This is a genomic window from Aeromicrobium sp. (assembly GCF_025965075.1).
Taxonomy (GTDB): Bacteria; Actinomycetota; Actinomycetes; order Propionibacteriales; family Nocardioidaceae; genus Aeromicrobium.
The window spans coordinates 1-13,295 of sequence record NZ_JAOPXQ010000072.1 but is presented as its reverse complement, the minus strand read 5'-3'; the positions used below and the strand labels follow the sequence as shown (position 1 = coordinate 13,295).

The 13,295-nt window shown below is 70.1% G+C and carries 12 protein-coding genes; 7 read left to right on the top strand and 5 right to left on the bottom strand.

Going from position 1 to position 13,295, the window contains the following annotated elements; all coding sequences use genetic code 11:
- Positions 1-518: S1 RNA-binding domain-containing protein (locus tag JWQ91_RS04595; RefSeq protein WP_297781452.1), on the top strand; the 518-nt coding region annotated here is incomplete at its 5' end.
- A 75-nt stretch (positions 519-593) separates the two neighbouring features.
- On the opposite strand, the gene JWQ91_RS04590 is transcribed toward JWQ91_RS04595, so the two are convergent.
- Positions 594-728 carry a hypothetical protein gene (locus JWQ91_RS04590; RefSeq protein WP_297781449.1) on the bottom strand — a complete coding sequence of 45 codons (135 nt, stop codon included), beginning with the start codon at positions 726-728 and terminating at the stop codon, positions 594-596.
- Positions 729-822: 94 nt separating this feature from the next.
- Here JWQ91_RS04590 and JWQ91_RS04585 point away from each other — a divergent pair, with 94 nt between their 5' ends.
- Positions 823-1,791 carry a helix-turn-helix domain-containing protein gene (locus JWQ91_RS04585; RefSeq protein ID WP_297781447.1) on the top strand — a complete coding sequence of 323 codons (969 nt, stop codon included), beginning with the start codon at positions 823-825 and terminating at the stop codon, positions 1,789-1,791.
- Position 1,792: 1 nt separating this feature from the next.
- On the opposite strand, the gene JWQ91_RS04580 is transcribed toward JWQ91_RS04585, so the two are convergent.
- Entirely contained in the window at positions 1,793-3,109 is a 1,317-nt protein-coding gene (locus tag JWQ91_RS04580) for an AMP-binding protein (protein ID WP_297781444.1), read from the bottom strand.
- 228 nt (positions 3,110-3,337) lie between these two features.
- On the opposite strand from JWQ91_RS04580, the gene JWQ91_RS04575 reads away from it, so the two are divergent.
- Together JWQ91_RS04575 and coaE are read left to right on the top strand one after the other, a co-directional pair.
- Entirely contained in the window at positions 3,338-4,132 is a 795-nt protein-coding gene (locus tag JWQ91_RS04575; RefSeq protein ID WP_297781441.1) for an SH3 domain-containing protein, read from the top strand.
- Positions 4,133-4,143: 11 nt separating this feature from the next.
- Positions 4,144-4,764 (top strand): dephospho-CoA kinase, encoded by a 621-nt coding sequence (gene coaE / locus JWQ91_RS04570; RefSeq protein WP_297781438.1) that lies wholly within the window; start codon positions 4,144-4,146, stop codon positions 4,762-4,764.
- Here the strand turns inward: coaE and JWQ91_RS04565 are convergent.
- From JWQ91_RS04565 to JWQ91_RS04555, 3 genes are all read right to left on the bottom strand, one after another.
- Positions 4,761-5,702, bottom strand: a complete 942-nt coding sequence (locus JWQ91_RS04565; protein ID WP_297781436.1) for a sigma-70 family RNA polymerase sigma factor — start codon at positions 5,700-5,702, stop codon at positions 4,761-4,763. The genes coaE and JWQ91_RS04565 overlap by 4 nt on opposite strands.
- A 167-nt stretch (positions 5,703-5,869) precedes the next feature.
- Positions 5,870-7,969, bottom strand: coding sequence for a S9 family peptidase (locus tag JWQ91_RS04560; RefSeq protein WP_297781433.1), 2,100 nt, complete (start codon positions 7,967-7,969; stop codon positions 5,870-5,872).
- Positions 7,966-9,279 carry a DNA polymerase IV gene (locus JWQ91_RS04555; RefSeq protein ID WP_297781431.1) on the bottom strand — a complete coding sequence of 438 codons (1,314 nt, stop codon included), beginning with the start codon at positions 9,277-9,279 and terminating at the stop codon, positions 7,966-7,968. Before JWQ91_RS04555 ends, JWQ91_RS04560 begins: the two co-directional genes overlap by 4 nt.
- A gap of 123 nt (positions 9,280-9,402) precedes the next feature.
- Between JWQ91_RS04555 and JWQ91_RS04550 the strand changes: the two genes are divergently transcribed.
- The 3 genes from JWQ91_RS04550 to JWQ91_RS04540 all read left to right on the top strand — a co-directional run.
- The gene (locus JWQ91_RS04550; RefSeq protein WP_297781428.1) at positions 9,403-10,389 is read left to right on the top strand and encodes a DUF4192 domain-containing protein; all 987 of its coding nucleotides are present in this window, start codon (positions 9,403-9,405) and stop codon (positions 10,387-10,389) included.
- Positions 10,390-10,398: 9 nt separating this feature from the next.
- The gene (locus tag JWQ91_RS04545) at positions 10,399-11,877 is read left to right on the top strand and encodes a glutamate-cysteine ligase family protein (RefSeq protein WP_297781425.1); all 1,479 of its coding nucleotides are present in this window, start codon (positions 10,399-10,401) and stop codon (positions 11,875-11,877) included.
- 108 nt (positions 11,878-11,985) lie between these two features.
- The coding region (locus JWQ91_RS04540; RefSeq protein ID WP_366521351.1) for an RNA polymerase sigma factor at positions 11,986-13,295 on the top strand (1,310 nt) is incomplete at its 3' end.

Below are 13,295 nucleotides of genomic sequence, written 5' to 3'. Positions count from 1 at the left end.
AGGGCATCGAGGGCCTGGTGCACATCTCCGAGCTCGCCGAGCGTCACGTCGAGATCCCCGAGCAGGTCGTCCAGATCGGCGACTCGGTCATGGTCAAGATCATCGACATCGACCTCGAGCGTCGTCGCATCTCGCTGTCGCTCAAGCAGGCCAACGAGACCGAGGCCGCCGTCGCCGACGACTTCGACCCGACGCTGTACGGCATGACGTCGTCGTACGACGAGCAGGGCAACTACATCTACCCCGAGGGCTTCGATCCGGAGACCGGCGAATGGCAGGAGGGCTTCGACGAGGCCCGCGCCACGTGGGAGAAGCAGTACGCCGAGGCGCACGAGCGCTGGGAAGCCCACAAGAAGCAGATCGTGGAGGCCGAGAAGGCCGGCATCGAGGCTTCCGAGGCTGCCAACTACTCCTCGGACACCGCCGGCAGCGATGCCGACGCTCCGCAGGAGGGCTCGCTCGCCTCTGACGAGGCGCTGCAGGCGCTGCGTGAGAAGCTCACCGGCGGCGAGGCGTAACAACCCGCCACCACCCCGACACCCCCGGTCCGTCTGGACCGGGGGTGTCGTGCGTCCGGGGCCGGGTGTCGGGCCTCAGAGCCGCAGGTCGAGCATCTCGTGGTGGTGGCTGCGGGGCGCGGGGCGCAGGCCGTAGCCGTCGGCGGAGATCGTCCTGACGAGGGCGACCGTGGTGGCAGTGACCAGGAGGATGAGCAGTGCGATCAACATGGCAGTAATTGTTCTCCGGACGGGATCCTGCCACCAGTGGCAGGAATGCCAGTATGCGTTGATTAACTGCCATCTCGGTGGCACGATGGTCAGCATGCAGACCGTTGCCGTGATCGTGCAGGACGGGGTCGAGCCGTTCGGGCTGGGCTCCCTCGTCGAGGTGTGGGGCGAGCCCTACCACCCCGAGGACGACAACCCCGTCTTCGACTTCCGGGTGTGTACGCCGCGGCCCGGACGGGTGCGCGGCCGGGCCGGATTCGACCTGCACGTCGACCACGGCCTCGAGGCGATCGAGGACGCCGACCTGGTCTGCTTCGCCCCGCGCCACGACTTCCTCGACTTCGACCCGGCGGTCCTGGCCTCGGCTCGCTCGTCGTACGAGCGTGGGGCGATCGTCTATGCGCACTGCTCGGCATCGTTCATGCTCGCCGAGGCGGGCCTGCTGGACGGCCGCGAGTGCACGACCCACTGGCGGTACGGCGAGCGGCTCGCCCGGATGTACCCGAAGGCGATCGTCCGGCCCGACGTGCTCTACGTCCACGACGGCAACATCCTGACCGGTGCGGGGTCGGCGGCGGGGATCGATGCTTCCCTGCACCTCATGCGGCAGACGTTCGGCGCCAAGGTTGCCTCGACGACGGCCCGTCGCATCGTCGTGCCGCCGCACCGCGACGGAGGCCAGGCGCAGTTCGTGCGCACCCCGATGGGTCAGACCGAGGCCGACACCTTGGCGCCGCTGCTGGTCTGGGCGTCGGACCACCTGGACGAGCCCCTGCCGGTCGAGCGGCTCGCCGCGCAGGCCCACATGTCGGCGCGGACCTTCGCGCGGCGCTTCCGGGACGAGACCGGGACGACACCGCTGCAGTGGGTCACCAACCAGCGGCTCGCGCTCGCCGAGGAGATGCTCGAGAACTCGGCCTTGTCGGTGGAGCAGATCGCGACACGGGTGGGCTTCGGCAACGCCGCCACGCTGCGGCACCACTTCTCCGCCGCGCGCGGCACGACCCCGGTGCAGTACCGCCGGACGTTCTCGACGGTCGACCAGTCCGTCCGGGCGGTCTGACTCAGCCCTGCAGCTCGGTGCGCCGGACCTTCCCGGTCGCGGTGCGGGGGAGCAGGTCCAGCCGCTCGTACGTCTTGGGTCGCTTGGGCGGGGCGAGCCGGTTCGAGGCCAGGTCGCGCAGCACCTCCTCGGGCACGTCGCCGACGTACGCCGCACACACCCGCTGGCCCCACCGCTCGTCGTCGCGGCCGAACACCGCGAGGTCGACGAGCCCCTCGGCATCGGCGAGCGCCGCCTCGACCTCCGCCGGATAGACGTTGACGCCGCCGCTGATGATGAGGTCCTCGCGGCGGGAGTCGAGATAGACGTAGCCGTCTGCGACCCGGCCGAGGTCGCCGACGCTGAACGCCGGCCCGTCTGGCGTGTCCTTCCAGACGGCCGCTGTCTTCCCCTGGTCGTTCCAGTACGTGAACCGGGCCCACGCAGGCACCGAGCACCAGAGCTGGTCCTCGTCGTCGGCCGTGACGACGCGTCCCGGGCGCGCGCGGCCGAGGGTGCCGGGGCGGGCGATCCACTCGGGCGCGGGGCACGCCGTGAACTGGCCCTCGGTCGAGCCGTAGAACTCCCACACGACATCGGTGCCGAACAGCTCGTGTGCGCGGCGCCGGGTCGGCTCGGGGCACGGGGCCCCGGCGTGCGCGACGAGCCGGAACGAGGACATGTCGGGGACCGCGCCGTGCGTATCGATCCAGGCAAACAGGCGCTGCAGGTGGGCCGGCACGCAGAACATCGACGTGGGTCGCAGGGCCGCCACCGTGTCGACGAAGGCGGCCGGGTCGAACGACGGGAGCACCGCGACCGATCCGCCGGCCAGCAGCGTGCCCATCGCGAACCGCAACGGTGCGGAGTGATAGATCGGTGAGACGACGAGGTCGACGTCGTCGGGGCTGAAGCCCCACAGCTCCCGCTCCTCGCGGACCAGCGCCGCGGCGTGCTCGGGCGGCAGCAGCCCGGACCACACGCCCTTGGGACGTCCGGTGGTCCCGGAGGTGAAGTGCATCGGTCGGCAGCGTGGCACGGGATCGATCGGGATCTCGGGACCGTCGAGCAGCTCCGCGAGGGTCTCCCCGTCGGAGACGACCAGGCCCGGGTCGACGTCGGCGATGATCGCGTCGCGTTCGTACGCCGTCAGCCGGGGGTCGAGCGGAACGGGCACGACCCCACTGCGCGCCGCCCCGAGCACGACGCTGACGTACGTCGTGCTGCCCGGCACGGCCAGCACGAGCCGCTCACCGGCGGCCAGCCCACGGGCTGCCAATGACCCCGCGACCCGTCGTTGCTGCCGCTCACTCGTCGCGGCAGACAAGACAGGCAGCACTGAAACCTCCGAAGTTGAGACATTGGTCACCTCGACCCGCGTGGCTGGGGACGGTCGAGGTGATCCTGCCACCACATTATGGTTGACTCGATCGTTGAGTTCAGTCCTGACGTCAATGCACTAGGTGGTCATTTCGTGGCAGATTCTCGCCACAGGCATGCTGCGCCGCGCACGATCAAGCGACGCCGAACCCTTTCCTCCCGAGTCCTCCTCCCCATAGCCGGTCTGTTGACCCTCGCTGGCGTGTGTGGCGGAGTCGTCGCCCACGAGGGTGGCGGCGGTGCCGCTGTCGAGAAGGTCGCGGCAGCCACCCCGCAGAAGCAGGACCTGTTCGCCGCATCGGTGAGCCAGGGCCAGGTGCCACCCACGGTGAGCCGCAGCGCCGAGCGCGCGCCGCTCCCGGACACCGCCTCGGTCGAGGACACCATCACGGGCATGCGCTTCGCGGTCAAGAAGCTGCAGGTCCACGCGGACGCGAACCCGACCTCCCCTGTCCTCGCCGCCGTCGCGAAGGGCAACACCGTGGACATCACCGGCGTCAAGCAGGGCGGCTGGACGCAGATCGTGCACAAGGACGCGGCCCGCTGGGTCAAGTCCTCGCTCGTCGCCAAGCAGATGCCGGTCGTCGTCCCCAAGGTCAAGCCGCTCGGCACGTCACCGTGCCCGGCCGGCAAGGGCTCCGAGTCGGGCCTGCAGCCCGACACCGTCAAGGTGCTTCGCGCCGTGTGCGCCAAGTTCCCGTCGATCCAGAGCTACGGTGGGGTCGCGGGTCGCGGTGAGCACGCCACGGGCCACTCGCTCGACATCATGGTCGGTGTCGGCAACCCCGTCGGGGACGAGGTCGCGGCCTTCCTGCAGGAGCACCGGGCCGACCTCGGCATCGAGTACCTGATCTGGAAGCAGCGCATCTGGCGTCCAGCCACCTCGCCGGGCTGGCGCGGCATGGAGAACCGGGGCGGTGCGACGGCCAACCACATGGACCACGTGCACGTCACGACCTACGGCTCCGCCGCCACCTCCTAGGTCGCACAGGCATGCTCAGGGTCGGTCTCACCGGCGGGATCGGCTCGGGCAAGAGCACCGTCAGCGCACAGCTCGCGGGTCACGGCGCGGTCGTCATCGACTACGACCAGCTGGCCCGTGATGCCGTGGCCGCCGGCAGTCGCGGCCTGCGAGAGATCGCCGAGCGCTTCGGTGACGGCGTCATCTCCGCCGACGGCACGCTCGACCGCCCGGCACTCGGCTCGATCGTGTTCGCGGACCCGGGCGCGCTGCGGGACCTCGAGGCGATCACCCACCCCGCGATCCACCGCCTCGCCGCCGAGCGGGAGGTCGCGGCCGGCGACGAGGCGATCGTCGTGCACGACAACCCGTTGCTGGTCGAGATGGGCGGCGCCGAGCGCTGCGACGTCGTGGTGGTCGTCGACGTGCCCGAGCACGTACAGGTCGAGCGCCTCACCACGATCCGCGGCATGACCGAGGCCGACGCCCGGTCGCGGATCGCGGCTCAGGCGTCCCGGACGACAAGGACCGGTGCCGCCGATCTGGTGATCGACAACACCGGTCCTCGTGACGAGCTCGTCCGCATCGTCGGGGGTCTCTGGGACGAGCTCGTGTCCAGGGCGGCCGCCCGGCCGGGCAGCCGCAGCTCCTAGGCCGCCAGGTCCGGATCAGCGATCCGACGCAGGGTGGCCAGGGCCTCGCGCTCGAGCTGGCGGACCCGCTCGGCGGAGATGCCGTGGCGCTTGCCGATGTCGGCGAGCTTTTGCTGGCGACCGTCGAGCAGTCCGTAGCGGGCACGGACGATGTCGGCCTCGCGCTCGCCGAGGTTGTCGACCAGCGACGAGATCAGGTGACGCGTCTCGTCGTCCAGGACCGCGAAGTCCGGTCCGGGTGCGGTCTCGCGGGCGATCAGGTCGCCGAGCGAGGTGTCACCGTCGTCATCGACGGGGGAGTCGAGGCTGATGTGGTCGCGTCCCCACGCCATGAGGTCGATGACCCGGTCGACGTCCATCCCGAGCTCGAGCGCGATCTCATGCGGCTCCGGGTCGTAGCCGAGCTGTCGCTCGAGGTTGCGGCGCGCGGCCGTGACCTGGTTGAGCTCCTCCACGACGTGGACGGGCAGCCGGACCACGCGGGCCTGCTGGGCGATGCCGCGGGTGATGGCCTGACGGACCCACCACGTCGCATACGTCGAGAACTTGAATCCCTTGGCGTAGTCGAACTTCTCGACGGCGCGGATCAGGCCCGTGTTGCCCTCCTGCACGAGGTCGAGCATCGGCATGGCCGACCGGCCGTACTTGCGAGCGATCGAGACGACGAGGCGCAGGTTGGCCTGGATGAACTCCTCGACCGCGCGGTCGCCCTCCTCGGCGAGCCACGTCAGCTCCTCCTCGGTGGCCCACTTCGGCGCGCCGCCCTTCTTGCGGCCGACGCGACCCTCCTGGAGCAGGTGCCGTGCGAGCAGGCCGGCCTCGACGGTCTTGCTGAGGTCGACCTCGCGGGCGGCGTCGAGCAGCGGCGTCCGAGCGATCTCGGCGAGGTACATGCCGACGCTGTCCTTGCCCTCGGGGGTGGTGCTGTTGCTTCTCATGCTCACGGTGCGCTCCCATCAGGGTATTTGTACTGGTGACAACGCGCGTGTCGCCTCGAGGATTCCGCTCTCAGTGGCTTCTTAGGGTGTGCGTGCTATACGAGGATCGGCGAGCGGTGCGCCGGCGTCCAGGAGCGGTGCGGCGGGCTGGACGGTGCTCGAAGGGGTCAGGCCTTGCCCACCCGGTCGATGATCCAGGCGAGCTCCCAGGCCCGTTCCTTCCAGGACGCATAGCGGCCGCTGACGCCGCCGTGGCCGGCGTGCATCTCGGTCTTGAGCAGGATCGGGGCGTCCCCGGTGGCGACCTCACGCAGCCGGGCTACCCACTTGGCCGGCTCGACGTACATGACCCGGGTGTCGTGCAGGCTCGTGACCGCCAGGACCGCTGGATAGTCCTGTGCCGTGACGTTCTCGTAGGGCGAGTACGACTTCATGTAGGCGTAGACCTCGGGATCGTCCAGCGGGTTGCCCCACTCGTCCCACTCGATGACGGTCAGCGGGAGGCTCGGGTCGAGGATCGTGGTGAGGGCGTCCACGAACGGGACCGTGGCGACGATCCCGGCAAACGCGTCCGGCGCGAGGTTGGCGACGGCGCCCATCAGCAGGCCACCGGCACTGCCGCCCTCCGCGACCAGCCGGTCGGCCGACGTCCAGCCCTCGGCGACGAGGTGGCGGGCGCTGGCGACGAAGTCGGTGAAGGTGTTCTTCTTGTGCAGCAGCTTGCCGTCGTCGTACCAATGACGACCGAGCTCGCCACCACCGCGGACGTGGGCGATCGCGAACACGAAGCCGCGGTCGAGCAGCGACAGCCGCATGACCGAGAAGCCCGGGTCCATGCTGGCCTCGTAGGACCCGTAGCCGTAGATCAGCGCGGGGGCCGTGCCGTCGCGAGGGGTGTCCTTGCGGGTCACGATCGAGACCGGGACGCGGGTGCCGTCGTCGGCGGTCGCCCAGCTGCGGTGCTGCTCGTACTCCTCGGGGTCGTAGCCGCCGAGGACGGGCGCCTGCTTGCGCAGGATCAGCTCGCCGGTCGCGACGTCGTAGTCGAAGACCGAGGCGGGCGTGATGAACGAGCCGACGCCGACTCGGACCAGCGGCTGGTCCCACTCGGCGTTGGCGCCGACACCGCTGGTGAACAGCTCCTCACCGAAGTCGATCTCGGTGAGCTCGCCGAAGCCGTCGGCGCCGATCGGCAGGTAGCCGATGCGGGAGAGCGCGTCACGGCGGTAGGACACGAAGACGTAGCGGGCGAAGACGTCGACGTCCTCGAGCCGGGTCGTGTCGCTGCCGGGGATCACGACGGTGCGGCTGGACGGGTCGTCGACCGGCACCGTGACGAGCTCGAAGTTGAGCGCGCCCTCGTTGTGCAGGATCAGGAAGTGGTCGGCGCCGCCGATCACGACGTGCTCGAGGGAGTACTCGACGCCGTCGCGGCGGGGGAGCACGACCCGGAACTCGCCTTCGGGGTCGTCCGCCTCGAGCACCCGCACCTCGCTGGTGACCTTGGAGGACATCCCGATCACGAGGTACTTCTCGGACTGGGTGCGACCGATCCCGATGAAGTAGCGCTCGTCGGGCTCCTCCACGACCAGGACGTCCTCGGCGGTCGAGCCGAGGGTGTGACGCCACACGCGCCAGGGCCGCCAGGCGTCGTCGACCGTCGTGTAGAACAGGTGCGTCGCGCCGGCGGACCACGTCGCTCCGCCGCTCGTGGCGGCGATCTCGTCGGGCAGCACCTCTCCGGTGCGCAGGTCCTTGACCTTGATCGTGTAGCGCTCGTCACCCTGGGTGTCGACCGACCACGCGAGGAGGTTCTCGTCGTCACTGACGCTGAACGCACCGAGGGAGAAGAACTCGTGTCCCTCGGCCTCGACGTTGGAGTCCAGCAGCACCTGCTCGCCGTCGACCTCGGTGCCCGCCTCGAGGACCGGCGGGTTCCAGTCGTCGGCGTCGCCGATGGGGCAGCGGCAGCGGATCGCGTACTGCTGGCCCTCGACGGTGCGGGAGTAGTACCACCAGGCGCCGCGGCGGACCGGCACCGACAGGTCGGTCTCGAGCGTCCGCGCCTTGATCTCGTCGAAGATCTGCTGGCGCAGCGGCTCGAGGTGGGCCGTCGCCTCGTCGGTGTGGGCGTTCTCGGCCTCGAGGTACGCCAGCGTCGCCGGGTCCTCCTTGTCCCGCATCCACTCGTAGTCGTCGACGAACGTGTCGCCGTGGTGCGTGCGGGGCTGGGGACGCTTCTCGGCGTGGGGGACAGGCGCGGTCATGCCTGCAACGTACCGCTGTGCCCCGCGCCGAGGTCGGGGTCGTCGGCCCGGAACGTGTGGACCGGACCCGGTGGGGTCCACCGTGTCTCGAACCGGACCGTCACGCGGCCCAGGCCCGAGCCCCAGACCCAGCCGTCGCCGTGCGCGGAGTGGTGGACGTCCATGCCGGGATACCACCGGGCGGGGCGCGCGGCGACGTCCTCGGCCGGCTCCTCGTCCTCGATCGACTCGGCGTCGTCCTCGGCGTCGGCGAACAGGTCGTCCTGCACCCAGTCGGCCAGGCCGCTGACACCGACGCCGATCAGCCGCAGGCCGTTGCTGATGTCCTCGCCGGCCAGCAGGTTGCGGGCCATCGTGGCGAGGATGCGGGCGTTGTCGGTCGGGTGGGGCAGCGTCGAGGACCGGGTGTGGGTCTCGAAGTCGTGGTGCCGCATCTTGAGTGTCACGGTCCGGCCCGACAGGCCGTTCTTGCGCAGCCGGGCCGACACGCTGCGCGCCATCCGCTCGATGATGGTCTCGAGCTGCAGCCGGTCGGAGATGTCCTGCTCGAAAGTGTCCTCGACGCTGATCGACTTGGCCTCTCGCGACGCGACGACGGGACGGTCGTCGTCGGCGCGGGCGAGCCGGAACAGCGACCTGCCCGAGGACTGGCCGAGCAGCCGGACGAGCTCGTCCTCGCTGGGGCGGCGCAGGTCGTCGACCGTCGCGATGCCGACCCGGCGCAGCCGCTCGGCGGTCGCCGGCCCGACCCCCGGGATCGCGGTGGCCTGCATGGGCCCGAGCACGTCGGCCTCGGTGCCGGGGCGCACGACGTAGACCCCGTCGGGCTTGTTGATCTCGCTCGCGATCTTGGCCATGAGCTTCGACGACGCGACACCCACCGAGGCCGTGAGCCCCCCGGTGACGTCCGCGATGTCGGCACGGATCGAGGCCACGACGTCCTCCACCGTGCCGGGGTCGAAGTCCGCGCCGGCGCCGAGGTCGACGAACGCCTCGTCCAGCGACAGGGGCTCGATCAGCTCTGACTCCTGACGGAGGCGCTCCATCACCAGCCGGCTGGCCTCGCGATAGGCGTCGAACCGGCCGCCGAGGAAGGCCGCGTGCGGGCACCGGGCCCGCGCCTCGGCCGTACGCATCGCGGACCGCACCCCGTGGACGCGCGCCTCGTAGGACGCCGTGGCCACGACGCCCCGCGGGCCTGTGCCGCCGACGATGACGGGCCGGCCACGCAGGGACGGCTTGTCACGCTGCTCGACCGAGGCGAAGAAGGCGTCCAGGTCGAGGTGCATGATCGACGCCGTGGACCGCATGGGTCCATTGTCGCGCGGGCCCCGGGCAGCCGCATCGTCCACACCCCGACGGTCGTCCCGCCGTCCTCCACAGATGCGTCCCAGGCCGATGACGCAGGTCGCGCCGGCGCGCAGCGTGGACACATGACACAGACGCCCTCGGTCTACACCGCCCACGACATCCCCGATCTCCTCAACGCGCTGCCGACGCTGTTCGGCTTCCGTCCCCGAGAGTCGCTCGTGGCCGTGGCGACCTACGGGCCGCGGCGCCGGTTCGGCTTCCGTCTGCGCCTCGACCTGCCGGAGCCGGAGCACGTCGACGAGGTCGGTCGCCTCGTGGCGGGCCACCTGCGACACCAGGGCGCGGAGGGGGCGATCCTCGTCGCGGTCACCCGGCAGCAGGACGTCGCGCTGGACCTGCTCGACGCGATCCACGCCGAGCTCGACGAGATCGACCTGATCGTGCGCGCTCGCACCGACGGCGAGCGCTACTGGACCGACGAGCCCGGGTTCCCCGACGACGGGATCGAGTACGAGACCTCGGACCACCACCTGGCGATCGTGCAGGCTGTCGCGGCGGGCCAGGAGATCCTGCCCGACCGGCAGGCGCTCGTCGACCGGTTCGCGCCGCCGACGGGGGAGCGGCTGCGATGGCTGGACCACGCCGCCGACGACATCCTCGCCGAGCTGCTGCCGCAGCTGGCCACCGCGACGCCCGAGACGGTGGCGGACGCCGGCATGGCCGTGCTCGGACCGATCATCGACCGCAGCGCGGCCGGGGAGAGCATCAGCGACGCCGACCTCCTTCGGTTCGCCGCGTGGGTCTCGTCGATCAGGGTGCGTGACGCGGTGTGGACCCGCATCACGAGGGACAACGCCGCGGACATGCTGCGCCTGCTGGCGCACGTGAGCCGCAGCGTCGTCGACCCGTTCGAGCCGGCCGTCCTGAGCCTCGCCGCGTTCGCGGCCTGGCTGACCGGGGACGGGGCGCAGGCGCTGATCGCCGTGGAGCGCGCCATCGAGGCCGACCCCGAATACTCGATGGCCCACCTCATGCTCGACGTGCTTCAGCGGGCCGTGCCGCCCAGCAGCTGGACGGGATTCACGGCAGGAGTCGACGAGTCGCCCTAGGCTGGGCGCATGGGACAGGATGTCGAGGCTCGGGAGTTCAGCCGCGAGGACCGAACGCGCTACCGGGCCAAGGTCCGCCGCTGCCTCGACGTGTTCGCCCGGATGTTGAGCGAGCGGGACTTCACCTTCGAGCACACTCACGTCGGGATCGAGATCGAGTTCAACCTCGTCGACGAGCACGGTGACCCGGCCCTGACCAACGTCGAGGCGCTCGACGCGATCGCCGACCCGGACTTCCAGACCGAGCTCGGGCTGTTCAACGTCGAGATCAACGTGCCACCGGCGCGCGTCGAGGGCGCAGGGCTCGACACGCTCCAGGCTGCCTTGCGGGACGATCTCAACGCCGCGCAGGAGAAGGCCGCCGGCGTCGGCAGCCACCTGCTGATGATCGGGATCCTGCCGACCCTGCAGGAGGGGCACTTCAGCAGGGACTCGATCTCCGCCAACCCGCGCTACCACCTGCTGTCCGACCAGATCCTCACCGCCAGGGGTGAGGACATCGAGATCGTCATCGACGGCGTCGACCGGCTCGACACGACGGCCGACACGATCATCCCCGAGGCCGCGTGCACCAGCACCCAGCTGCACCTGCAGGTCGAGCCCGACGACTTCGCCCCGATGTGGAACGCCGCGCAGGCAATCGCCGGGGTGCAGGTCGCGATCGGCGCCAACTCGCCCTTCCTGCTGGGCCGCCAGCTGTGGCACGAGACCCGCATAGCGCTGTTCGAGCAGGCGACCGACACGCGCAGCGAGGAGCTCAAGGCCCAGGGCGTACGCCCGCGGGTCTTCTTCGGCGAGCGGTGGATCACCTCGGTGTTCGACCTGTTCGAGGAGAACGTCCGCTACTTCCCGGCGCTGCTGCCGATCGTCGACGAGGAGGACCCCGTCGTCGAGCTCGAGGAGGGTCGTGTCCCGACACTCTCGGAGCTGCGCCTGCACAACGGGACGATCTATCGCTGGAACCGGCCGATCTACGACATCGCCGACGGCCGGCCGCACCTGCGCATCGAGAACCGCCTGCTCCCGGCCGGACCCACCGTCGCCGACACCATGGCCAACGCCGCCCTGTTCTACGGACTCGTGCGCGTCCTGGGCACGAGCGACAGACCGGTGTGGTCCCAGCTGACGTTCCGGGCCGCGGAGGACAACTTCCACCAGGCCGCCCGGTCCGGCATCGACACCGAGATCTACTGGCCCGGCGTGGGCGCCGTCTCGGTCCGCGAGCTCGTCCTCCGCCGGCTGCTCCCGCTGGCCCACGCGGGTCTCGAGCAGATGGGTGTCGACACCGCCGTCCGGGACCGGCTGCTCGGTATCATCGAGCAGCGGTGCATCACGGGCCGCAACGGCGCGACGTGGTTGATCGACGAGCTCGGCCACCAGCTGACGTTGTCGGCCGACCGGCCGGCGGCGATGCGGGCGACCACCCGGGCGTACGAGGTGCACATGCACGGTGGCGAGCCCGTGCACACGTGGCCGACACGCTCCTGAGAACACCCTGAGATGGATCGCCTTGGCGGTGCGTGTCACACTGGGACCAGAGGTTGACCACAGGCCTCATTGTTGCGCCCATCTACCGTTTGTGAGGTTGACGTGCCGGTGAATCCCGCTTCAGGGTCACGACTCAGGGCCGTCACGAAGCTCCTTCCTGGGTCGTCCAAAGATGAATCCTCAGAAGAGCCTGAGAAGGACGCAGCACCCGCAAAGACGGCTCCGCCCACGACCTCGGCGAAGAAGCCCGGGGCCAAGACAGCTCCGGCGGCCAAGAAGACGGCTGCCACGAAGACCACATCCCCTGCGAAAACAGAAATGACCGTGACGAAGACTTCCACGAGCACCGCCAAGACCACCGCCGCCAAGGCCCCCGCCAAGAAGGCGGCGGCCAAGAAGGCTCCTGCTAAGAAGGCCGCGAGCGCCGAGGGGTCCCAGGTCCCCGCTGCCGTGGATCTCGCCGACGCCCTGGAGACGCCGCCCACGGGCGGCGCAGTGAAGGTCGACGCGCAGGGCAAGAAGATCCTCCCGGACATCCCCGACGAGGAGTTCGAGAAGGACCTCGCGACGGACCCGACGCTCAAGGAGGACGAGAAGTCGTCCTACACACTGTCGGCGGCCGACGAGTCCGACGAGCCCGTCCAGCAGGTCATGGTCGCCGGCGCGACGGCCGACCCGGTCAAGGACTACCTCAAGCAGATCGGCAAGGTGTCGCTGCTGACCGCCGGCCAGGAGGTCGAGCTGGCCAAGCGCATCGAGGCCGGCCTGTTCAGCGAGGAGAAGCTCGCCAAGGGCGGCCGCATCTCGGAGAAGACGCGCGAGGAGCTGGAATGGATCGTCGTCGACGGTCGCCGCGCCAAGAACCACCTGCTCGAGGCCAACCTGCGCCTCGTGGTCTCGCTGGCCAAGCGCTACACGGGTCGCGGCATGCTGTTCCTGGACCTGATCCAGGAGGGCAACCTCGGCCTGATCCGCGCGGTCGAGAAGTTCGACTACACCAAGGGCTTCAAGTTCTCGACCTACGCGACGTGGTGGATCCGCCAGGCGATCACCCGTGCGATGGCTGACCAGGCCCGCACCATCCGCATCCCGGTGCACATGGTCGAGGTCATCAACAAGCTGGCCCGCGTCCAGCGCCAGATGCTGCAGGACCTGGGCCGCGAGCCCACGCCCGAGGAGCTCGCGATCGAGCTCGACATGACGCCCGAGAAGGTCGTCGAGGTCCAGAAGTACGGCCGCGAGCCGATCAGCCTCCACACGCCGCTCGGCGAGGATGGCGACTCGGAGTTCGGCGACCTGATCGAGGACTCGGAGGCGATCGTCCCGGCCGACGCCGTGTCGTTCACGCTCCTGCAGGAGCAGCTGCACGCCGTCCTCGACACGCTCAGCGAGCGCGAGTCCGGCGTCGTGTCGATGCG